The organism is Bartonella sp. B23 (assembly GCF_053793815.1).
This window is the reverse complement of sequence record NZ_CP200033.1, coordinates 854,454-874,532: the sequence shown is the minus strand read 5'-3', so window position 1 is coordinate 874,532 and position 20,079 is coordinate 854,454. Positions and strand designations below refer to the sequence as shown.

Below are 20,079 nucleotides of genomic sequence, written 5' to 3'. Positions count from 1 at the left end.
ATGATAAAAGAGATACATAAAAAATCACATGTATTGATTGTTGAAGCGCGTTTTTATAATGGAATTTCTGATGCGCTTCTTGCTGGTGCTGTGAGTACTTTGCAAAAATTTGAAGCAAGTTATGATATTGTAACAGTGCCAGGAGCATTAGAAATACCAGCCGCAATAGCTTTTGCTGAAAAAAATGGTAAGGTCATTTATGATGGTTATGTAGCACTTGGGTGTGTTATTCGTGGTGAAACATATCATTTTGAAATTGTTTCTAATGATTCTTGTCGTGCATTAATGGATTTAACTGTTCATAAGAACTTGGCTATCGGAAATGGTATTTTGACCGTTGAAGATGAAAAGCAAGCATGGGCGCGCGCAAAACAGGATGAAAAAAATAAAGGTAGTGTTGCTGCTAAAGCTGCTCTATGTATGATCGCTCTCAAAAAAAGATTTGGAGATAATCATTAAATATGGCTGATATAAAAGGAATACATTCTTCGTGTTCAGCTAATAAACGTGGAGCAGCAAGACTCGCTGCAGTTCAAGCGCTTTATCAAATGGATATTGTTGGTTCTGGTGTAATGGAAACAGCAGCTGAGTATGAGACTTATCGTTTAGGAAAAAATATTGATGGAGATCAGTACCTTGATGCTGATTTTCAGTGGTTTTTAGCTATTATCACAGGTGTTGTAAAAGATCAAAAACAGCTTGATCCTATGCTTCATCAACAGCTTTCTGCTGAGTGGTCGCTTTCACGTCTTGATTCTATACTACGTGCAATTTTGCGTGCAGGTTTATGGGAGTTGATCAACCGCCAAGATGTGCCTGTTGCTGTTGTTATGAATGAATATATGGATATAGCAAAAGCGTTTTTTGAAGGGGATGAACCAAAGCTTGTCAATGCAGTTCTTGACAGTATGGCAAAAAAAATCCGCCTCTAAGAGGACGGTTACAAATTCAATGCTATCAGGACTAATAATTATCAGTCCTGAGATTATCAAAATTGTACACGAACTGTTATAACTTAGCCATGCGTTGGTAAATTCGCAGAACCTTTAATAATCTGGATCAGAAAAGGCTGTTCTTTTGTAGCGGTTGGGGTTGTTTGCGCGACAAAATCGAATATTTGTCCATTTTGTAGACCGTAGTTAGCTATTTTAGTAACTTGATTATTTTTATTGAAATAAATCGCCAAAATCCTACGATCAATAATCTTTGTTTTCATAAACTGCATTTTACGATAGCGCGTTTGTGAGATATAATAGAAAATTTCATTATCATAGTTCGTTTTTAACGAGGGGGTTCCCAAACTTAAAATAACTTGCTCCTGACTTGATCCAACAGAAACAGAGCTAAGAGCATTTTTATCAAGGACATAACCTTCTTGATATATCTGGCTTGAACCTGAAGAATCGAGAATACTACAACCGGAAACCACTATCATGCTTGCTATTGACAGACCAACTAGTAACTCACGCTTGATCAGAACCGCTATGTGGAACATTTGAAACAACGACATCTCCTGTATCTAGATACACAAAAAAAGGCAACCTCAAGTTTTTCGTCATTTTAGCTTAATCTGCCATAGCTTACGTTGAGCTTCCCTGTTATAAAGTAAATTATGACACACAGAGGTTCTTTAGAAAAGAAAAAAATGAATAAAATGTACTTTGGTTAAATAAAATTGCAGTACATTACACTCTATATTCGGGAGTCATTAATGAATGTTCAAAATGTTTCTCAAATGACATTTGCTTTGGCTTATCCAATATCAGTATGTTCTCTACCTGCTAAGGGTATAAATGTTTATATTTGTGCGAAACAGCGAGAATGTGCTCATTTAGCTAAGAATCACGATTTGGTTGAAGTAAAATTCTGTGAAGGAAAATTTCATATTTTCCCGTGGAAAAAACGCGGAGTACGTATAAAAGGTCTATTGCGAGCACATATAATGCAGTTATGTGTTGTCACATTAGAGCCACTAGAGAATATTCTCTGTGAAAATATTGATGTTGTTTTGGTTCGTGCAGACTCAAATTTGATGAAGCCGAAAATATTAGAAGATGCAGGAGAATTGTTCTTAGATGTGGAGGAGCTAGATACGCCAGAAGTGTTTTATGGTGATAAAATTGATATTGGTGCAATTATGGAAGAATTTTTTGAGTTGTCCATTAATCATTATCCACGCAAAGAGGGGGTAAGAATACGTATGATTGAAAATTTAGAAGAATCTGAACAAAAGTTATCGCCGTTTTCTGTTTTGAAAAGTTGGAAGCGATTATAAAAACATAAAAAAATTATCTATTGTATGGCATTACAAAAACAGTATTTTTGCACGGTGTATTTTTGTGGTTGTTCAATAGCGAAAAGTCATAATATGCACTTAAAAAGCGTAAATGAAAAGATGTGGGATATGCAAGCGTGATTAGAATTTCTGTAGATGTAATGGGCGGTGATTATGGCCCAGAAGCGACTATTGCAGGGGCAGCAATTATACAAAAAGCTTTGTCGAATATCTACTTTCTGTTTTATGGGGTAGAGGAGGTTGTTGTACCAGTTTTAAAAAAATACTCTTGTTTAGCGTCCGTATCACGTTTCTATCCTACAGAAAGTTATACGCGCATGGATGAAAAGCCAAGCCAAGCACTACGCAATGGACGTGGTAAATCATCAATGTGGTATGCAATTGAAGCGGTAAAAAATGGCGAGGCTGATGCTTGTGTTTCTGCAGGTAATACCGGTGCACTCATGGCAATGTCTTATTTTTGTTTAAAAATGATGGAAGAGGCAGAACGTCCTGGAATTGCAGGTATTTGGCCAACGCTTCGCAGTGAAAGTATCGTTTTGGATATTGGTGCAACAATTGGTGCATCTGCTAGTCAGTTGGTAGATTTGGCTGTTATGGGGGCGGGTATGTTTCGCGCGCTTTATCATACTGAAAAGCCAAGTGTTGGGCTTTTAAATGTGGGTGTTGAAGAGGTTAAAGGCCTTTATGAAATTAAAAAGGCCGGAATGATATTGCGTGAAGTGCACTTGGAAGGATTAGAGTATAAGGGATTTGTCGAAGGTAATGACATTGGAAAGGGAACAGTAGATGTTGTTGTAACAGAAGGGTTTTCTGGTAATATTGCTTTGAAAACAGCAGAAGGAACTGCACGCCAGATAGGGGAGATCTTAAATTCCGCTATGCGCAGTTCTTTTTTAACATCTCTTGGTTATTTTTTGTCGCGGAGTGCTTTTCGTGCACTGAGATACAAAATGGATCCAGATAGAGTGAATGGTGGAGTGCTTTTGGGGTTGAATGGTGTTGTGATCAAAAGTCACGGGAGTGCTAATGCTAACGGTTTTGCTTCTGCTATCCGTGTTGCTTATGAGATGGTTAATAATGGACTTTTGAAAAAAATAGCTACGGATTTACGGCGCTTTCATAAGGATAAAGAAATACTTTTTGACCAGGATGATGAAGCGACGGTGAATGGAGGAGCTTATGATAAGCTTTTGTAGTATAATTGAAAAGTGTGAAGAAAAGGTTAGGGACGAATGATTCGATCCGTTATGTGTGGTGTAGGGAGTGCTTTACCAAAAAAAAGCTTATCAAATGGTGAGATTGCAAAATTTGTTGAAACGTCTGATTCATGGATTGTTCAGCGTACAGGGATACGCCAACGTTATATTGCCAATGAAAATGAAACAACTGTTTCTTTGGGAGTTGAGGCTGCACAAGCAGCACTTGTCAATGGTGGTCTAACAATAAAAGACATTGATTGTATTATTTTAGCAACCTCAACACCGAACCACACTTTTCCTGCTTCTGCTGTTGAAATTCAGCATGCTTTAGGGATGAGTCATGGATTTGCTTTTGATATTCAGGCTGTTTGCTCTGGTTTTATTTTTGCTTTAACAACAGGAGATGCTTATTTACGCTGTGGAACAGCTAAAAGAATTTTAGTTATCGGATCTGATACATTTTCTCGAATTTTAGATTGGAAAGACCGCACTACATGTGTTTTATTTGGTGATGGTGCGGGGGCTGCTGTCTTGGAAGCACAAAAAAGTGAGAGTGATGTTGCTTTTGATTGTGGCATATTGGCTGCAAAATTGCGCTCTAATGGTGCCTATATGGATAAGCTGTATGTTGATGGTGGTCCTTCGACAACGCAAACGACGGGCTATTTACGTATGGAAGGACGAGAAGTTTTTAAATATGCAGTTGGTATGATAACAGATGTGGTTGATGATTGTTTTGCGGCTGCTGGCATAGATTCTTCACAATTAGATTGGTTTGTGCCTCATCAAGCTAATAAACGTATTATTGAAGCATCAGCTAAAAAATTAGGAATTTCAGCAGATAAAGTTGTGATTACTGTTGATCAGCACGGTAATACTTCTGCGGCATCGGTGCCATTGGCGTTAACAAAGGCTGTTCACGATGGAAAAATTAAAAAAGGAGATCTCATTATGTTAGAAGCTATGGGAGGTGGATTTACATGGGGAGCAGTTCTTGTTCGTTGGTAGATTATAGTCGCTTGACCATATTTGAATAAAACGTATAAGTCATTTTGTAATTTTTAATTTTAAATAGGTGGTTATAATGGCAAGTAAAACGGTAACGCGTGCAGATTTAGCGAGCGTAGTTTGTAGAAGGGTAGGCTTGTCACACACCGAATCAGCCGCTTTGGTTGAATTGGTTTTGGATGAAATCTGCAATTCATTGGTGAGGGGTGAGGCAGTTAAACTTTCTTCCTTTGCATCTTTTCAAGTTCGCAATAAAAATGAGCGTGTTGGACGGAATCCAAAAACAGGTGTTGAAGCTCCTATCCCACCGCGACGTGTAGTGACATTTAAGGCTGCAAATGTACTTAAACAAAGAATTTTAGATGCGCATCGTACAAGACAGAAAAATGATATCACATAGGTGAACGCTGTTACAGTGCTTGGTATTTATTAAAAAAGTGTATAAGATTAAACTCTACATTTTATTTTAAGAAAAAGGCTTTTTAGTTTAAGGTGTGGTCCTATTTTTGACCAATCTTGTTAATAAATTGAAACCTCATGAGTCTTTGTAGAATCATTCGTAGTGTTTTGGATAAGGTGTTGCAAGATGGATAATAGCTCTGATGCTTTTCGCACAATTAGCGAAGTAGCCGAGCTGTTGGAGCTTCCGCAGCATGTTTTGAGATTTTGGGAAACGCGTTTTCGACAGATAAAACCAATGAAACGTGGTGGGGGGAGACGTTATTATCGTCCGACTGATGTTGATTTGCTTAATGGTATTAAGCAACTACTGTACGATCAGGGTTATACAATAAAAGGTGTGCAGCGCCTTTTAAAGGAGAATGGTGTTGCTTTTGTTGCTGCATTTGGTAGTGGCGATCTCGATGCTATGAATGTTGTAGTAAAGAAAAAGCAAACAGGACAAACTTTTGAATCTGGTAACAACAAACCTAAAAAATCTTCTTTCGGTCTTTTGGGTTTTATGAGAAATGAGGAAGAAACAGCTGTTGGTTCTGTGGATGTTCACAAAGAAAAAACCGATAAAGCATTGTTGCAAGAAACGCTGCTTGAACTCATTGAATGTAAGCGGGTTCTTGATAGAGCGCGATAACGGCGATTCTTTCTGCTTTATAGTCCCTTTTATCTTTTTGCATACCTTTTAAGTATTTATTAAACGGCACAAGTCTGGTGGTGTTGCTTTATCCGTTAGTTGTTTAATCGCTTCTTCTATAGGCAAAGAGATTTGATCTGTGCTTCCTAAGCAGCGCATATTCACGCTATTTGTTTCAGATTCACGTTTGCCGCATACCAAAATTACAGGAATTTTTTGTAAAGAGTGTTCACGTATTTTATAGTTAATTTTTTCATTACGAAGATCTAATGTTGCAGAAAGTCCAGCAGCTTTAATTTTTGCTGTTACTTTTTTTGCGTATTCATTTGCTTCTGATGTAATTGTTGCTACAACGACCTGTTCAGGCGCAAGCCAAAGTGGTATATGTCCAGCAAAATTTTCGATTAATATACCAAGAAAACGTTCCATTGATCCAAAAATGGCCCGATGAATCATAACTGGTTGACGTTTTTCTGAATCTTTATCAATATAAAATGCGCCGAAACGTTCCGGAAGATTAAAGTCTATTTGTGTTGTCCCACACTGCCACTCACGACCGATAGCGTCTTTCAATGTATATTCAAATTTTGGACCGTAAAATGCACCTTCACCTGGAAGGATACTTGTTTCGATTTGTCCTGCAAATTTTGTTTCAATAATTTTCAAAACGGATTTCATGATATTTTCCGCATGATCCCATAATGCGTCAGATCCGACTCGCTTTTCTGGACGTGTTGAAAGCTTAAGACTTATTTCTTTAAAACCAAAATCAGCGTAAGTTGATAAAATTAAATCATTAATGTTGAGACATTCATCCGCTAACTGCTCGTCTGTACAAAAGATATGGGCATCATCTTGTGTAAAGCTACGTACACGCATAAGACCATGCAGAGAGCCTGAAGGTTCATAACGATGAACAATACCAAACTCAGCAAGTCTAATAGGTAAATCGCGGTAAGACTTTAAACCATGTTTGAAAATCTGCACATGACCAGGGCAATTCATTGGTTTAAGAGCATAAACTGTTTCATTATCCCAATCCTCAGCTGCTGGGATTGCTTTAAACATATTCTCCTTATACCACCCCCAATGCCCGGATATTTTCCAAAGCGATTTATCGAGAACTTGCGGTGCATTAACTTCAGCATACTGATGATCATCAAGACGCCTACGCATATAATTGATCAAATTCTGGAACATTTTCCAGCCTTTTTTGTGCCAAAAGATCATTCCCGGTCCTTCTTCTTGGAAATGAAATAAATCCATTTCACGTCCTAAGCGGCGATGATCACGTTTTTCAGATTCTTCTAGCATGTGTAGGTAGGCTCTTAAGTCATCTTCATTCGCAAATGCTGTGCCATAAATTCTTGTTAGCATTGGATTATTGGCATCTCCACGCCAATAAGCTCCTGCGACTTTCATTAGTTTGAAGGCATTTCCAACTTGTCCAGTAGACTGCATGTGTGGTCCACGGCAAAGATCAAACCAATCACCTTGATAATAGATTTTTAAATCTTGATTTGTGGGGATACTATCGATAAGTTCTACTTTGTAGAGTTCGCCTTTTTCAGAAAAAATCTCTCTCGCTTTTTCACGAGACCAAATTTCTTTTCTGAAAGGTTTGTTGCGCTGAATAATTTCACGCATTTTTTTTTCAATAATGGTGAGGTCATCCAATGTAAAAGGTTGTTGGCGTGCAAAATCGTAGTAAAAACCATTCTCAATGACAGGACCAATAGTTACTTGTGTTTCAGGAAAGAGCTCTTGCACTGCTTCAGCTAGTACATGTGCACAATCGTGACGTATGAGCTCAAGAGCACGCGGATCTTCTCGGGTAATAATTTCTATTTGACCAGATTGTTCTAATGGATCTGATAGATCTCGTGTGCTTCCGTTAAGGTTATAGGCCACTGATTTTTTTGCAAGTGATTTAGAAATAGATTCTGCTAATTCCAAACCAGTCATTTCAGGGGGATAATCACGTTTTGAACCGTCAGGAAAAGAAAGAGAAACAGAGCAAGACATACAACACCCCTTTAATCCAATTCCGTCAACGATCACGGATGGTTTTGTGAAAACTGAGTAATAATTAATTTAAAGCTTACAAATTGTTTTTTATCAATACACATGAAAAAAGAAAAGAACTATTTATTACGCTTAGTAGAAATTTTCCAGTAACACCAAGGTTTATAAAAACAACAATTCTTTTCAAGAAAAGTAGGTACTGGATCGAATCCGTGTGTTCCAAATGGACCACAACGCATAATACGAAAAAGTCCCATCCATGCACCAGCCCACAGACCATGACGTGCGATTGCTTCATAAATATATTCCGAACAGGTTGGTGCATGGCGACATTGATTCCCTATAAAGCTGGAAAGTGTTATTTGATAGAAACGTATCAAAAAAATGCCAAGCAATCGTCCAGGTGTTTTTCGCCAATGTCCTATATAATTTCGAGTTTGGCCGTTTTTTTTTCGGGATTGTGATTTGAGCATTTATTTTTCTTCAATTTGTTCAATACAATCTACAGTTGCATCAAGTGGAAGCATTATTGATGCATGACGCGCTTTGTAGTCTTTAATGGGTTGCAAGCAAGAAAAAGCTTGAAATGGATCTTGAGGAGATGGACCATCTTTCGTTAACATATGATAGATAATTTCACGTAATATTTTAAGATTTTTTGTTGTTTGTCCTCTAATATGAGATGCTAAAAGTGAAGCTGAAGCTTGCCCTAGCACACATGCTTGCACTTCATGGGCAAAATCTATAACGATGTCATTTTCTATTTTTAGATCTACAGTGATTGTTGAACCGCAAAGGCGTGCATGTTTTTTTGACGTTGCATCCGGATTATTAAGGCGCCCGATACTACTTATATGTGCGGCATATTTGAGTACTTTTTCACTATAGATTTTATCAATCATGAGCACTTTCCTGAAATTTTGAGAGTCGTGATTGTTTAAGCTTTTAATTCGTTTATATAGAGATTATACAAAATGAAATAGATATGTAGCAAATATTTTGTGTAGGATAAACTTGGAGTTTTTAGATGCATAATGTTGTTAAAGGAGGTAGGATAGATTCATTTTTATCTGGAAAGCGTCCTAGTTTTGGAGAGGTAGAAGAAGCGATTCGTACATTGTTGTTATGGATGGGGGAAAATCCGAATCGGGAAGGGCTCGTAGACACTCCGAGACGTGTAGCTAAAGCGTACCGCGAGCTTTTTATTGGTTACAGCAAATCGGTTGAAGAGATTTTAGGTACGGTTTTTGAAGAAATTTCAGGATATGATGAATCTGTAATGGTAAAAAATATTCCTTTTTATTCACATTGTGAGCATCATATGATCCCAATTGTTGGTAAAGCTCATATCGGGTATCTTCCTGATACAAAGATTGTTGGACTTTCAAAAATTGCGCGTGTTGTAGACATTTTTGCTCGTCGCTTACAGACACAAGAGGCTATGACAGCTCAAGTAGCTGGTGCTTTGGAAGTACATCTGAAGCCTCGTGGTGTTGCGGTTTTGATTGAGGCTGAGCACATGTGCATGGCTATGAGAGGGATTCAAAAGCAAGGCGCTACAACAATTACAACGAATTTTAGTGGTTGTTATGAAAAAGACCAAGATATGCGAGATAACTTTATGAGGATGGTTCAAGGATTATAATTAAAGTGTACATTCTATTGAGCTATAAATCATTCAAATAAAATAAATTGTAGGAAAGCGAAAATAGGCTTGTACCTCGCTTTATGATTTGTTAAAGCCAGAGGTCAGTATATTTTTCTTTACTACGTGCGGTCGTGGCGGAATTGGTAGACGCGCAGCGTTGAGGTCGCTGTGGGGTAGCCCGTGGAAGTTCGAGTCTTCTCGACCGCACCATTTAAATTCTCTGTAGTGGATAGGGTTGTATTATGTTTGAGGGGGATGCTATTTTGTTCATTGTCGCGGGGGATTTCTTTATGTATTATCTGTTTGCATTCCTGGCAATGGTTTCATTTCAGAGGTGGTAGAATTTTTTTACCTGTAGATTTGAGATTTTGATTTTTTTAATAAGATCGGGTGATATTGGAGTGAGAAGTACAGTATTTTTAAGGTATTTTACATTCTTTATTTGTGTTTCTTTATTAACGGCATGTAGCAAGTCGCGTGCTGTGCTCTGGCATGGGGTACATGCAACACCGTCCATGGCTGCAGCACAAAAGGAAGTTGAAGGTAAATCAATTCTTCCGAAAACCGTTGTTCCAGTGTATGTTGCAACAAGTCGTATGATGCAAAATAATTATTCTCAGCCTTATGGAGCAGAGCGATCAAATAAAGTGCACTACAATCGCGTCGATGTAGGAATTCCTCAACAACATATGAAGGGTGTTGTTGAAATAAATGCTTATAAACCTACTCATGATAAGTATTTTGCGGCAGTGGCATTACAAAAATACGATAGCAAAGAACAGTTTAAGCAGCAATTAAATGCTGCTTTAGCAAAAAAGAAAAAAGGAAAAAAAGAAATTTTCCTTTTTATTCATGGCTATAATAACAATTTTGCAGATGGCACATTTCGTACAGCTCAGTTTACATACGATTATTCTTTGGATGTTGTTGCTGTGCACTATTCTTGGCCATCTGCTGGATCAGTACCTCTTTATATTTATGATCGTGATAGCGCTAATTTCGCGCGTGGTGGACTCATAGAGCTTTTAAAAATCATCAGCGAAACCAATGCTGATCAGATTTCAGTTATTGCGCATTCTATGGGAAATTTTGTCGTAATGGAGGCATTTAGAACTTTAGCATTACAGGGGAACTATAAACCCATTCGCCGTATTACAAGTTTTTTAATGGCAGCGCCGGATATTGATATTGATGTGTTTGAGCGTCAACTTAACGATATTAAAAAATTGCCTAAACCAACGGCTGTTTTGGTATCTCGTGCGGATAAAGCGCTAGCTGTTTCAGGGCGTCTTACAGGTGGACATCATCGTGTAGGGGATGGTTCAGATGTTGAAATGTTGCGTAAAAATGGAATAGCTGTTTTCGATTTTTCTAATGTTGATGGCGGGACACATCATGTCTTTGCATCTTCACCAACATTGATGGCTCTTTCTCGAGAAGGTTCTTTGGCTTCAACAATTATGCAAGGTACAGAGTTGTCGCCTAGTCAGGCGCTTCTCGCTGACAGTAGCAGTGTGTTGGAAAAAACAACTCATCTTATTCTTTATACACCTGTACGTTTCTTAACTCCTTTAGCTTCGCATTAAGCATAAGAAAGATCGAAATTTTCTATTAAATATAAATGAGTTGTAAATAATATTTTTTAGCACTTTCTTTAGAATGGTTTTGTAAAATGAAAGTAAATGGCGGGATGAATGTAAATAGTTATTAGGTGAGTTTATGATGCTTGCACGAAAACGCCGTACCGATACGCCTACATTGGTTGATTATTTATCTCATTCCGCAGTTAAGTTATTAGATATTCATACTATGCTTTTGAAGGTGAGAGAAGGTAATATGGGGGAAAAACCGAATTTATTGCGTCAAATTGATTCCACAAAAAAACAGCTGGATGAAATAAGCCATGCTCTTATCTTAGAATATCGTAAACGACAAGAAAATGAGCGCTTTTTAAAACAAATTTTGGTATCAATTTCCGATCAACTTTTTTCACTTAATAATGGGTTCAAAGAGACTGGACGTCTTTTTTTTCAAGAGATTAGAATACTTCAGTCTCAGATGCAGTGTTTTTATGAGGGAAGAGAAAGACAACATTTATTGGATAGCCAAGAATCTTTTTATTCTCCATCAAGAATTGATGAAGTCATTAAACAGCTACAAAAAGCGCGAGAAAAGCTTATTGTCGAAAGCCCACATCTCTTCGAAAAAGAATATTAAAAAAAACAAAAGATTTTTTGAATAAATATAATATATGGTGCTTCAGAGGCACCTATTTTCTTTCTCTCTAGAGTTCTTGACGGTATCATGTTATAATGTTATCTGTCTTGTTTTATTTAATAAGTAATTGTTTTTATTGTAATTTTTATACAAGGTAAAAGCGTCTCAAGCGCGACTTAAAAGGTGGTTTAAGAGTGAGAATGCGTGATAGGTTGTCTATCTTAGCAATAAAGAATTTGACAAAAGGAAAAATATGTTGATGGAGCAGGCTTATGGCTTATTAAAACGACATTAGATCAAGGGCGTTGGGTTTTTAGATTTGATCTTAATAAAAAGCGTCGTGAGATGGGATTAGGCTCTTGTGATGATGTATCTTTAAAAGAGGCAAGGCTTAAGGATACAGTTTACCGTAAACTCTTGAGTCAGGGAATTGATCCAATTTGTGAAAGAAAAATTACAACGAACTGGTGGTTGTATTTCTTTACGAGAGATTGTCTTAAGTGCTTTTGAAGTGAAAAAAATGAATTGAAAGGCGGGGGAAAAACTGCAAGGTGGTTAATACTTCTTGAGCTGCATGTTTTCCCTAAACTTGGTGATATAGCAATTAACGAATTGAGTCAGGTTGATATGAAAGAATGTGTGGTTCCTATTTTGAAAACAAAAAACGAAACAGCAAGCAAAGCTCTTTGTCTCGCTTGAATATTGCTATAAAATATGCGGCAGCACATGGTATAGATGTTGATATGCAATTGATACCAAAAGCAAAATCTTTATCAGGAAATTTTATCCAAGATACTCAAGATATTCCAGAAATGCTATGGAAAAAAGTGCCTGAATTTTATCAATCTTTCAATGTTCATTTATATCAAATTTAGCTTTAAAGCTTCTTATTTTAACTGTGGTTTTCTCGATGCCGATCAGGTATATTCGGTTGGAGGAGATTAATGAATCAATATGGACGATTCCAAAGGAAAACATGAAGGGGACAGTTGGAATGGTTTCTGACTTTTGCGTTCCACTTACAGTTAAAGCACTTTCTGTTATTGAAAAATCAAAACGAAATGACTTTTTATTTGTTGGAAGTTCTGGAAAACCTGTATCTGACGTGACTCTTTCTAAATTCATGAAAGAAAGAAGGATTGATTATAGATTTCACGGTTTCAGATCAAGTCTTCGTGATTGGATAGCAGAAACAACGTCTACAGCATTTGAAATTGCAGAAACCATTTTTCTGTTCTTTGTTCCATATCACACCGCCGCTTCCTGCTCTTGCTTGATTGGCTCATGTTTGATATCTTGAACTTGTTGTTTTTTCTTCAAATGTTCTAAAACAATTTGCGCCTTCTTTTCTGACATATCGGTTAGGTTTTGCACCTTTGCAAAAGAAAGCACTTTTTCTGTCTCCGAGTTTGTGTCTTTGATTAATCGATTTATTTCCTTGAGTCGCTCACTAGATGCGAGTTTAGAAATTTCTGTGGGATTTCCATCTGTATCTTCTTCTGCACTTGCGACATTTAACAACATTCCCAACAGGTATCTTCGCGCGTAGGTAATTGTTGATCCAATAGATTGTATGTTTGATTTGCATCCTTTAACGTCTATTGGGAATCTTCCGTGTGTTGATATTTTGTTGCCTGATGGATGCGTTAAAGTCATTTCTATGATGATATGATCGTGAGTTTGGTCTTTGATATGAGAAAACAAAGCAAAACGATATTTTGAAAGAGTATCTTTTACCGCATCAATATATTGGTCAAGTGTGGCACATGTACTATTTGTATGGGTGTTCTTAGTGTTTTTTGAGATGTTTTGATACTCTATTTGCATTGCAGAAAGATCAGAAACAAAGTTTTCATAATTATGCCTTTCTATCTCTTTGTCTCTTAAAGCAAGGAGGCGCTCTAGCCGATCCAGATCCACATCATTTGCTAACGCTTTATCTAGAATTTTGTTTAAAGCATGTGTTTGAGATACAGGTATATTATCGATTTTGGTTTTTTCTGTTTGAGTTTTGGGTAAATCAAGGATCTCGGTGGTCATATGGCCACTCATGTTATTTCCTTCAGAAGCTACAGTTTAGAAGAAATGTATCTACTTAAACTTACACCATTTTCGACAGCTTGAATTGCCAATTGTCTGTGGAGTTCTGATGGTATTCTTAGATGAAACTTACTACTATATTTGCCATGCGACAAAGATATGGAAACTTCTTCTCTATTGTATTGCATGTCTTTAACAATTTCTGAAACGAGGTTCATAATGCTTTTTAAAACATTTTCTGCTTGAACGTCTAACTATGAAAGGGATGGAAATTCCGCACATAATTCAACATATTTTTCATCCTCGCATGACCATAAAACACGATATGTATAATGATTATTGTTCATATCTTGCCTGTTTTATGAAGGTAAAATTTGTTCCGATGACTTTTTTGTAAATCTTGTTCGATTAGATATCGAATGTAACGTGTATAAGGAATGGCTTGACTTTTAGCTTTTTCCTTTAACGCTTTCATAAGTGCTTGAGGTAATCGAACGTTAACAGACGTTTCTTTCGGTAAAAATTCGAAATGAACAGGCTTAAAATTAGTTAAATCATAATCAGTAAGATCAGCAGTATCCACAAAGTTTTCCGCTTCTTCATCTGTCTTGAAAACAGGTATTTTTTTTAGCTTAGAGGTTTTCATAAAAATCGATCTCCTTTTGATGCATATAATGGGCACTAACAGGGCGCACGAATAATTTGTTATTTATCGTTCTTAAGGTAAAAACTAAAAAATGTATCGTTCATTATAATTTTTTCCAATATCTCTGAAGAATTCTTCTTTGATGTTAGGTTAGTGCTCTATGAAAAAAATATCAAAATTGGTAAACAAATACTCGACTTCTTTTTGGGAGACACCGTGTTTAGCGCATTTAGACCAGTTTTCGTTATTCCAGTTTATGCCATGAATTTTAATATTTAATGCCATAACATATGTATATTAAAATGTATCCACAAATACAATAAAAATCAAATTATTGAACAGAATCCTTTATGCACCCTCGAGAGAAGATAAGAGAGAGCTTTGTTTCATTGCTCAAGGTAGGCAAGACAACAGCTACTGAGCGTGTTTTAATATACGGAACTTTAATTTCTCTGTGATGGGGCATGGAAGGGTTTTAGGCAAATTTGTTATCCTTTCCGTTTCTGAGAAGCAAAGTGTTTTTCATTATGATGGCACACCCAAAAAACAAGAATTTACTGTGCACTTGAAAGAATATGGTGGTGATTAATGAGTCATCTTTACATCACCAAAGATGGTGATATGGTTGATGCTATTTGCTGGAAGTATTACCCCAAAGGTCAACAGGCGCTTGCTGTTGAGCGTGTTTATGCAGCCAATGCTGGACTTGCGGATTATGGGACAATGTTACCAGCAGGGATCACAATTGTTTTGCCTTCCTTACTTTATCCAAAAGCGACACCAGTAATCAGAATTTGGGGCAGCGGATAATGAAACCTTTTTGTGTGGTTATGGCCAATGGAAAAGACATTACAAGCTCTTTAATGGATTATGTTTTGTCCATTAAAATTACGGATGAAGCAGAGGAAAAAAGTGATCGCATCACCATAGAGCTTGATGATCGTGCACGTCATAGCGATAATGGCTTTCTTGATATTCCTTTAATTGGAACAGTGACTGCTGTGACATTAGGCTATGAAGGTGGTCAAACACGCGATATGGGGAGCTACTTAATAGATGAAATATCCGTTAGCAATCCACCACGAAGTTTAAGTGTGACTGGCCATGCAGCATCAATGAACACATCTTACCGAACGCCTCAAAGCCGATCTTATCACCAGCAAACATTAGGAAGCATTGTTCAAGAGATCGCAAGACGCAATGGTTACATCCCAAAGATTGATCCTGCTCTTGCAAAAATTGTTGTGCGTCACATTGACCAAACGTCGGAAAGTGATATGGCTTTTGCTGCACGCCTTGCTGAAGCATATGATGCTGTTGCAAAACCTGTTGATGGAAAACTTGTGCTTGCTAAGCGTGGGTTTGGCATAGCCATTACGGGTGAGCCACTTCCTATTGTTTCCATTCATGAACAAATGTGTAGCTCTTGGGATTTTAAGTACAGTGCGCGTGAGGAAGCAGGGGCAGCCAATGGCTTGGGAACGGATGTGGGTGACGATCAAAAAGCTGCTTCTGCTGCAAGAGCACCAGAAGAGATTGATGACAGTTCTGATCTCATCCATATGGATAAAAGCGATATTCCAGCATTACCTGAGCTAAAAAGAAGAGAAAAAGGGTTACAAGAATCTAACCAAGAAGAGGAAGAGAAAAAAGGTGGTGTGATTGCTAGCTACCATGATTTGCGCAGTGGTGAAAAAAAAGAGGTCAAAGTTGGGAATGCACCCTTTCATGAATTAAAATATACCTACCATAATCAATCAGAAGCTGTTGCAGCAATTGCTGCTTATCGTAATAGATCCTCGCGTGGACAAGCATCCTTTTCGTGTAGCATGGGTGGCAACCCCTTTGTTCAAGCAGAAGCAAAGCTGATCCAAGAGCCGCCTTTCCGACCTTATATTCCAGCAGAATGGCGGATCAAAAGCGTTAAGCACAAACTTGATAAAACTGGTGGTTACACCACAAATATAGAATGCGAGCTCTTTAATAAAGCACAGGAAGATCCAGCAGGGAATATTGCCAATATAACACCAGACAAAGATGACATTATCGACCCAAGTGCTCACTCCACCACGGCATATGATGAAGGCGAAGATGTCATCCATATGGATGAGGAAGATGTGTAATATAATTTTTAAAAAAGCATAAAATTTTGTAACTTGATTTTAAAATAACATCTGAATTGTGATAATAAATATACTGTTAATGATTATTAGAATGTAGATTGTCCATATGTTAACTTCTTTCGGAAAGAGTTTACGAAAATTCCGCATTGACCGTGTCGAACGTCTTGTTGATATGGCTAAAAAAATAGGTGTATCCTCAGCATTTCTATCTTCTGTAGAAATTGGAAAAAAGCCTATTCCTCCTAAAATGGAAGAAAAAATAATTGAAGCATATAATTTAAATCAGGAAGTTGCAGATCTCTTGAGAGAAGACGCTGATATTTGCCGTAAAAGCTTTAAGGTAAAAACCTCTAATCCTCTTCATCGTGAAACAATTGGCATGTTCGTTAGAGTAATTGATAGCCTTTCAGAAGAAAAAATATTAAAGATTAGACAGATATTAGAAAGTTCAAACTATCAAACTTAATCTATTTTGCGAAAATATTATTTATTTTTTTAATAAATTTTCTATCATTTTATATACAAAGGAATGCAATGCTATAGTCAATATCATGAGCATAGTAGAAGAAGCTTTGGTTTCAAAGATCAAGAAAAATACACATATTGTTAAGCTTCTAGCGATTCTTACAGACTTTGGAGATTCGGAGTTTCCTCGTAGCGTCGATTCTTTGCTGAGAGCTTATGATCCAAGTTTAGAAGACCCACTTTAGAAAGTATCTTAACCCTTATCAATGAGTTTTATCTTCTCTCGCTGTTAAAGGACGGGAAAATGAATTTTAAATATGTCAATTATCTCCGCGTTTTGCGGGGCTTTTTTTATGGAGGGAAGCAATGCGAAAAATATCGAAAGAGGGGCTTATGCTCATTAAGCAATGGGAAGGACTGCGATTACAGTCTTATCAGGATGCTATTGGTGTATGGACAATTGGTTATGGCCATACCAACGCTGCTGGAGAACCTTTGGTGCGTAAAGGTATGAGTATCACAGAAAAAGAAGCAGAAACCATTCTTTGCCAAGATTTAAAACAATTTGAGAATACTGTTGAGCAAGCAGTCGCTGTCCCTTTAACGGATGAGCAATTTTCAGCATTGGTGTCTTTTTGTTATAATGTAGGGGCAACGGCTTTTTGCAATTCGACGCTTTTAAAAAAGCTCAATAATAGTGATTATGAATCTGTTCCAACCGAATTACAGAGATGGACAAAAGCAGGAGGACAATGTCTCGAAGGTCTTGTTAATCGTCGTGCAGCAGAATCGGGATTATGGGCAAAGGGGTCTTATGTTTGTTCAAATTATCAACCGGTAGAAACAAAAGAACCAACAGGTTTTTTCAAAGCAGAAATTCTTGCACCAATTATTGGTTCTTTTTCTGGACTTGGAGGCTTATTGGCAGGCAATGGCCCAGTTCAATGGGCTTTTGCAGCCATTATGATTATAGCTGCCTGTATCGGTGTTATGTTTATAGCCAAACGTTTTCATGAGCAACGCTTATGATCTGGCGGGTAAAGAAAAACTTAACACTTATGATGGCAGCTTTTGCTGCTTTTTCTATGGCTATAGTGAAAGCATTTTACCTTGGAAAGAAGTTTGGACAACAGAAACAAACAAAGAAAGCTTTAGAATCAGCAGCAACACGGTTTAAGGTGGAAAATGAAATTAACAAGAAAAGTGATGCTGATGTGCGTGCTGATCTCTCTGACTGGTTGCGCGATAAATAGGTCTGTTTCCTGTCTAGGTTGGATGCCCATTTACTTAGGTAAGCAAGATCTGAACGTTATCAGCTCAAACTTAGCAAGAGATATCTTAAAGCATAACAAGCAAGGCGAGTGCTTGTGCGGGTGGAAGCATGGCCAGAAAGAAGGCTGAGAAAACAACAGATCTTATGGAATCATAAAAAGAAATACTCCAAGAGATGATTGTTACTTACCAAAGTATAAAAGTGGTATCTCGCTGTATGAAATGGATCGTATTTACCATCTTTTTATTCATTCTTGAATTTGCACGCCTTATGGATGCACTAAATGATATCTTTGTTTATTTGAAGCAGTGGTTTTCAAGGAGCTGAGTGATAAAATATTTTATAGTCTTATGTTGATAGATGGCGTAGGGGATCTTTTTTAATAATTTTCATAAAAATATGATTCCGTGCTTTTGTGTTTCCGATAATAGCTTTTGACGAAATAACTTATTGATGAGCATTTAAGTTAGGAAGTAAACTACGCTGGTAAATTTTTTCTGTTGAAGAAAAAAATAGGAGAAAATTTATATGTAAGATGCAGCGCATTTTCAAAAGCATTATCTATCTTAGCAATAAGACACATATATACTTCACTTAAACCGTTCTGTATGAGAATTTGAGCGTAATGATTTAATTGAACAATGCCATCAGTTTTATAATTTGCTTTAGGTCTTTTAAATTCCATTAAAACAGCTCGTTTTTTTCTTGTGTAGAATCAAAATAAACAACTACATCAGGATGATTAGATAATTTTTGAATATCGTCTTCAGAGTCTGCAGATAGTAAACTAACTTGAGAAAGAAATTTGTTTGTTCCTTCTTTGCCTTGCAAATAGTCATAACTCGTGAATTCATCATCAAGCAACCATAAATTATTTTCTCTTAATGGCAATGATGAAGTTTTATTTGCTAACCTTCTTTGAAGAATAAATAAATTATGAATCTCTTTTTCTAAAGTTTCAGGTTGTATTAACTTATCAAATCTCTGCAGAGTATAATCTCGAAATTCAATGCACTGGGTTAATTCTAGATTAGCGAATTTTTGTGCTTTTTGTAAATTTTCTTCTACTTTTTCTTTACCGTTACGCAACTCTTTTCTGAGGGATAATTTTTCTTTTTAATATTTTTTCTGCCTTTTCAATAAATTGATCTTCTTGAAACATGCCACCAATCATATCATTTCCATTTAAAAATTCTGCTAAATAAGGATATTCTTTAACAACTGTTTTAAGAGAATTCCTCTTTATTTCTCTAATTTCTTGGAAGTTAGTGTCAATAATTTCATTTAAAACACTTTTTAAATTTTTATTAATATTAGCCCAACTTAATGATTTTTCTAAGTCAGAATTTTTTTCATTGATATAAAATTCATTTTTTTCATCGTTAACATGCTTATCCAAAAAAGAAGATTCTAATAAAAATATCATCATTTTCCCGTTGATTGGATTGATATTTATAAATTTTGAAAATGGTATAACAGTACGCTTATTAGCGCAATAAAACGTTTCTACTGTGCTTTTGGAGTTTTTGTTTTTTCAATCTTTGTAAAATAATAAGAAAGAGTAAATGGGGTTTTTAAATGATTGATATTAAAATTTTTCTTATCTGAATGGGGCAGTTCTTGTGTTTTTATTGTATCAATCATATGGTCAGCATTGCCTTTTTTTATATGAAAGTTAATCTGAATATCTTCTTTTTTTTAAAAAAGGTAATGGTAAATTTTATCACAAATTGATTTAATATTTATCGGCGAATAATGCTTATGGCTCATAAGGAGTTTCAAAACATAGATGCGTTTTCCACCACTCATTTTGTTTAGCCTATTCGTTTTTAAAGGAATCTTGTGTAGACTGCGGTGCAAAGTCTAGTAAGACACAAACATCAGCATTGTTTTCGTTTTTAACAAAGCTTGTAATATTAATTTTTTGAAATACTTTTAAGTAAGAAATACGTCCAGCGCCTTTACACCCTTATTTAATTTTATAATCGCTCTTATAAGTAGAAAAAGATCTTTATTCTCTTTTGTGAATTCATCTCCATTATCAAA

At 36.5% G+C, this 20,079-nt stretch carries 26 protein-coding genes, 1 tRNA gene and 2 pseudogenes; 20 read left to right on the top strand and 9 right to left on the bottom strand.

What is annotated here, in order from left to right; genetic code table 11:
- Both V4B17_RS03970 and nusB read left to right on the top strand, forming a co-directional pair.
- Positions 1-459, top strand: coding sequence for a 6,7-dimethyl-8-ribityllumazine synthase (locus V4B17_RS03970; RefSeq protein ID WP_455478922.1), 459 nt, complete (start codon positions 1-3; stop codon positions 457-459).
- A 2-nt stretch (positions 460-461) separates the two neighbouring features.
- Entirely contained in the window at positions 462-932 is a 471-nt protein-coding gene (gene nusB, locus V4B17_RS03965) for a transcription antitermination factor NusB (protein WP_455478921.1), read from the top strand.
- An 83-nt stretch (positions 933-1,015) separates the two neighbouring features.
- Here the strand turns inward: nusB and V4B17_RS03960 are convergent, their stop codons facing one another.
- Positions 1,016-1,495 carry an outer membrane protein assembly factor BamE gene (locus V4B17_RS03960; RefSeq protein WP_455480182.1) on the bottom strand — a complete coding sequence of 160 codons (480 nt, stop codon included), beginning with the start codon at positions 1,493-1,495 and terminating at the stop codon, positions 1,016-1,018.
- Positions 1,496-1,711: 216 nt separating this feature from the next.
- Between V4B17_RS03960 and V4B17_RS03955 the strand changes: the two genes are divergently transcribed.
- From V4B17_RS03955 to V4B17_RS03935, 5 genes are all read left to right on the top strand, one after another.
- Entirely contained in the window at positions 1,712-2,275 is a 564-nt protein-coding gene (locus V4B17_RS03955; protein ID WP_455478920.1) for a DUF177 domain-containing protein, read from the top strand.
- Positions 2,276-2,412: 137 nt separating this feature from the next.
- Positions 2,413-3,495 carry a phosphate acyltransferase PlsX gene (gene plsX, locus V4B17_RS03950; RefSeq protein WP_455478919.1) on the top strand — a complete coding sequence of 361 codons (1,083 nt, stop codon included), beginning with the start codon at positions 2,413-2,415 and terminating at the stop codon, positions 3,493-3,495.
- Positions 3,496-3,531: 36 nt separating this feature from the next.
- Positions 3,532-4,506, top strand: coding sequence for a beta-ketoacyl-ACP synthase III (locus V4B17_RS03945; protein ID WP_455478918.1), 975 nt, complete (start codon positions 3,532-3,534; stop codon positions 4,504-4,506).
- 76 nt (positions 4,507-4,582) lie between these two features.
- Complete coding sequence (locus tag V4B17_RS03940; protein WP_455478917.1) at positions 4,583-4,906, top strand: integration host factor subunit alpha; 324 nt, start codon at positions 4,583-4,585, stop codon at positions 4,904-4,906.
- 186 nt (positions 4,907-5,092) lie between these two features.
- On the top strand, positions 5,093-5,596 hold the full coding sequence (locus tag V4B17_RS03935; protein ID WP_455478916.1) for a MerR family transcriptional regulator: 504 nt from the start codon (positions 5,093-5,095) through the stop codon (positions 5,594-5,596).
- 48 nt (positions 5,597-5,644) lie between these two features.
- On the opposite strand, the gene thrS is transcribed toward V4B17_RS03935, so the two are convergent.
- The 3 genes from thrS to V4B17_RS03920 form a co-directional block, all read right to left on the bottom strand.
- Positions 5,645-7,621: a threonine--tRNA ligase gene (thrS, locus tag V4B17_RS03930; RefSeq protein ID WP_455478915.1), complete on the bottom strand. Its 1,977-nt coding sequence runs from the start codon at positions 7,619-7,621 to the stop codon at positions 5,645-5,647.
- A 119-nt stretch (positions 7,622-7,740) separates the two neighbouring features.
- Complete coding sequence (yidD, locus tag V4B17_RS03925) at positions 7,741-8,094, bottom strand: membrane protein insertion efficiency factor YidD (protein ID WP_455478914.1); 354 nt, start codon at positions 8,092-8,094, stop codon at positions 7,741-7,743.
- Positions 8,095-8,523, bottom strand: a complete 429-nt coding sequence (locus V4B17_RS03920; RefSeq protein ID WP_455478913.1) for an iron-sulfur cluster assembly scaffold protein — start codon at positions 8,521-8,523, stop codon at positions 8,095-8,097.
- Between the two features lie 125 nt (positions 8,524-8,648).
- Between V4B17_RS03920 and folE the strand changes: the two genes are divergently transcribed.
- The 5 genes and pseudogenes from folE to V4B17_RS03895 all read left to right on the top strand — a co-directional run.
- Positions 8,649-9,266 (top strand): GTP cyclohydrolase I FolE, encoded by a 618-nt coding sequence (folE, locus tag V4B17_RS03915; RefSeq protein WP_455478912.1) that lies wholly within the window; start codon positions 8,649-8,651, stop codon positions 9,264-9,266.
- Between the two features lie 128 nt (positions 9,267-9,394).
- Positions 9,395-9,479, top strand: a tRNA-Leu gene (locus V4B17_RS03910).
- Between the two features lie 191 nt (positions 9,480-9,670).
- Positions 9,671-10,855, top strand: a complete 1,185-nt coding sequence (locus V4B17_RS03905; RefSeq protein WP_455480145.1) for an alpha/beta hydrolase — start codon at positions 9,671-9,673, stop codon at positions 10,853-10,855.
- A 136-nt stretch (positions 10,856-10,991) separates the two neighbouring features.
- A complete protein-coding gene (locus tag V4B17_RS03900) occupies positions 10,992-11,486 on the top strand; it encodes a hypothetical protein (RefSeq protein ID WP_455480181.1) in 495 nt (164 codons plus the stop codon).
- Between the two features lie 200 nt (positions 11,487-11,686).
- A pseudogene (locus tag V4B17_RS03895) lies at positions 11,687-12,714 on the top strand (tyrosine-type recombinase/integrase); the annotation flags it as partial.
- A 20-nt stretch (positions 12,715-12,734) separates the two neighbouring features.
- Here V4B17_RS03895 and V4B17_RS03890 read toward each other — a convergent pair.
- From V4B17_RS03890 to V4B17_RS03880, 3 genes are all read right to left on the bottom strand, one after another.
- Positions 12,735-13,526, bottom strand: a complete 792-nt coding sequence (locus V4B17_RS03890) for an ERF family protein (RefSeq protein WP_455480180.1) — start codon at positions 13,524-13,526, stop codon at positions 12,735-12,737.
- Positions 13,527-13,555: 29 nt separating this feature from the next.
- Positions 13,556-13,714, bottom strand: coding sequence for a toxin-antitoxin system HicB family antitoxin (locus tag V4B17_RS03885; protein WP_455480179.1), 159 nt, complete (start codon positions 13,712-13,714; stop codon positions 13,556-13,558).
- Positions 13,715-13,869: 155 nt separating this feature from the next.
- Positions 13,870-14,172 (bottom strand): CopG family antitoxin, encoded by a 303-nt coding sequence (locus V4B17_RS03880; protein ID WP_455480144.1) that lies wholly within the window; start codon positions 14,170-14,172, stop codon positions 13,870-13,872.
- Between the two features lie 454 nt (positions 14,173-14,626).
- Here V4B17_RS03880 and V4B17_RS03875 point away from each other — a divergent pair.
- The 8 genes and pseudogenes from V4B17_RS03875 to V4B17_RS03840 form a co-directional block, all read left to right on the top strand.
- A pseudogene (locus V4B17_RS03875) lies at positions 14,627-14,761 on the top strand (phage tail protein); the annotation flags it as partial.
- A complete protein-coding gene (locus V4B17_RS03870; protein WP_455480076.1) occupies positions 14,761-14,982 on the top strand; it encodes a tail protein X in 222 nt (73 codons plus the stop codon). The pseudogene V4B17_RS03875 and the gene V4B17_RS03870, both read left to right, overlap by 1 nt.
- Entirely contained in the window at positions 14,982-16,295 is a 1,314-nt protein-coding gene (locus V4B17_RS03865) for a phage late control D family protein (RefSeq protein ID WP_455480075.1), read from the top strand. The genes V4B17_RS03870 and V4B17_RS03865 overlap by 1 nt, the downstream gene beginning before the upstream one ends.
- A gap of 106 nt (positions 16,296-16,401) precedes the next feature.
- Positions 16,402-16,761: a helix-turn-helix domain-containing protein gene (locus V4B17_RS03860; protein WP_455480143.1), complete on the top strand. Its 360-nt coding sequence runs from the start codon at positions 16,402-16,404 to the stop codon at positions 16,759-16,761.
- Between the two features lie 85 nt (positions 16,762-16,846).
- On the top strand, positions 16,847-17,005 hold the full coding sequence (locus tag V4B17_RS03855) for a hypothetical protein (RefSeq protein ID WP_455480142.1): 159 nt from the start codon (positions 16,847-16,849) through the stop codon (positions 17,003-17,005).
- Positions 17,006-17,126: 121 nt separating this feature from the next.
- Positions 17,127-17,789 (top strand): lysozyme, encoded by a 663-nt coding sequence (locus V4B17_RS03850; RefSeq protein ID WP_455478943.1) that lies wholly within the window; start codon positions 17,127-17,129, stop codon positions 17,787-17,789.
- Positions 17,786-18,013: a hypothetical protein gene (locus V4B17_RS03845; protein WP_455478942.1), complete on the top strand. Its 228-nt coding sequence runs from the start codon at positions 17,786-17,788 to the stop codon at positions 18,011-18,013. The genes V4B17_RS03850 and V4B17_RS03845 overlap by 4 nt, the downstream gene beginning before the upstream one ends.
- On the top strand, positions 17,946-18,161 hold the full coding sequence (locus tag V4B17_RS03840) for a hypothetical protein (RefSeq protein ID WP_455478941.1): 216 nt from the start codon (positions 17,946-17,948) through the stop codon (positions 18,159-18,161). Before V4B17_RS03845 ends, V4B17_RS03840 begins: the two co-directional genes overlap by 68 nt.
- Before the next feature lie 556 nt (positions 18,162-18,717).
- Here V4B17_RS03840 and V4B17_RS03835 read toward each other — a convergent pair.
- Together V4B17_RS03835 and V4B17_RS03830 are read right to left on the bottom strand one after the other, a co-directional pair.
- Positions 18,718-19,122 (bottom strand): hypothetical protein, encoded by a 405-nt coding sequence (locus V4B17_RS03835; protein WP_455478940.1) that lies wholly within the window; start codon positions 19,120-19,122, stop codon positions 18,718-18,720.
- Positions 19,115-19,462 (bottom strand): hypothetical protein, encoded by a 348-nt coding sequence (locus tag V4B17_RS03830; protein WP_455478939.1) that lies wholly within the window; start codon positions 19,460-19,462, stop codon positions 19,115-19,117. The genes V4B17_RS03835 and V4B17_RS03830 overlap by 8 nt, the downstream gene beginning before the upstream one ends.
- Positions 19,463-20,079: the final 617 nt, after the last annotated feature.

Bases quoted from the DNA above. Each gene is read 5' to 3' on its own strand.
- V4B17_RS03885 (WP_455480179.1), bottom strand. From the start codon at position 13,714: ATGCAATACAATAGAGAAGAAGTTTCCATATCTTTGTCGCATGGCAAA.
- V4B17_RS03945 (WP_455478918.1), top strand. From the start codon at position 3,532: ATGATTCGATCCGTTATGTGTGGTGTAGGGAGTGCTTTACCAAAAAAA.
- thrS (WP_455478915.1), bottom strand. From the start codon at position 7,621: ATGTCTTGCTCTGTTTCTCTTTCTTTTCCTGACGGTTCAAAACGTGAT.
- V4B17_RS03970 (WP_455478922.1), top strand. From the start codon at position 1: ATGATAAAAGAGATACATAAAAAATCACATGTATTGATTGTTGAAGCG.
- V4B17_RS03860 (WP_455480143.1), top strand. From the start codon at position 16,402: ATGTTAACTTCTTTCGGAAAGAGTTTACGAAAATTCCGCATTGACCGT.
- V4B17_RS03935 (WP_455478916.1), top strand. From the start codon at position 5,093: ATGGATAATAGCTCTGATGCTTTTCGCACAATTAGCGAAGTAGCCGAG.
- V4B17_RS03830 (WP_455478939.1), bottom strand. From the start codon at position 19,462: ATGATGATATTTTTATTAGAATCTTCTTTTTTGGATAAGCATGTTAAC.
- V4B17_RS03865 (WP_455480075.1), top strand. From the start codon at position 14,982: ATGAAACCTTTTTGTGTGGTTATGGCCAATGGAAAAGACATTACAAGC.
- V4B17_RS03845 (WP_455478942.1), top strand. From the start codon at position 17,786: ATGATCTGGCGGGTAAAGAAAAACTTAACACTTATGATGGCAGCTTTT.
- V4B17_RS03870 (WP_455480076.1), top strand. From the start codon at position 14,761: ATGAGTCATCTTTACATCACCAAAGATGGTGATATGGTTGATGCTATT.
- V4B17_RS03880 (WP_455480144.1), bottom strand. From the start codon at position 14,172: ATGAAAACCTCTAAGCTAAAAAAAATACCTGTTTTCAAGACAGATGAA.
- V4B17_RS03960 (WP_455480182.1), bottom strand. From the start codon at position 1,495: ATGTTCCACATAGCGGTTCTGATCAAGCGTGAGTTACTAGTTGGTCTG.
- V4B17_RS03840 (WP_455478941.1), top strand. From the start codon at position 17,946: ATGAAATTAACAAGAAAAGTGATGCTGATGTGCGTGCTGATCTCTCTG.
- V4B17_RS03850 (WP_455478943.1), top strand. From the start codon at position 17,127: ATGCGAAAAATATCGAAAGAGGGGCTTATGCTCATTAAGCAATGGGAA.
- V4B17_RS03920 (WP_455478913.1), bottom strand. From the start codon at position 8,523: ATGATTGATAAAATCTATAGTGAAAAAGTACTCAAATATGCCGCACAT.
- V4B17_RS03890 (WP_455480180.1), bottom strand. From the start codon at position 13,526: ATGACCACCGAGATCCTTGATTTACCCAAAACTCAAACAGAAAAAACC.
- nusB (WP_455478921.1), top strand. From the start codon at position 462: ATGGCTGATATAAAAGGAATACATTCTTCGTGTTCAGCTAATAAACGT.
- V4B17_RS03855 (WP_455480142.1), top strand. From the start codon at position 16,847: ATGAGCATAGTAGAAGAAGCTTTGGTTTCAAAGATCAAGAAAAATACA.
- V4B17_RS03900 (WP_455480181.1), top strand. From the start codon at position 10,992: ATGCTTGCACGAAAACGCCGTACCGATACGCCTACATTGGTTGATTAT.
- yidD (WP_455478914.1), bottom strand. From the start codon at position 8,094: ATGCTCAAATCACAATCCCGAAAAAAAAACGGCCAAACTCGAAATTAT.
- V4B17_RS03940 (WP_455478917.1), top strand. From the start codon at position 4,583: ATGGCAAGTAAAACGGTAACGCGTGCAGATTTAGCGAGCGTAGTTTGT.
- folE (WP_455478912.1), top strand. From the start codon at position 8,649: ATGCATAATGTTGTTAAAGGAGGTAGGATAGATTCATTTTTATCTGGA.
- V4B17_RS03955 (WP_455478920.1), top strand. From the start codon at position 1,712: ATGAATGTTCAAAATGTTTCTCAAATGACATTTGCTTTGGCTTATCCA.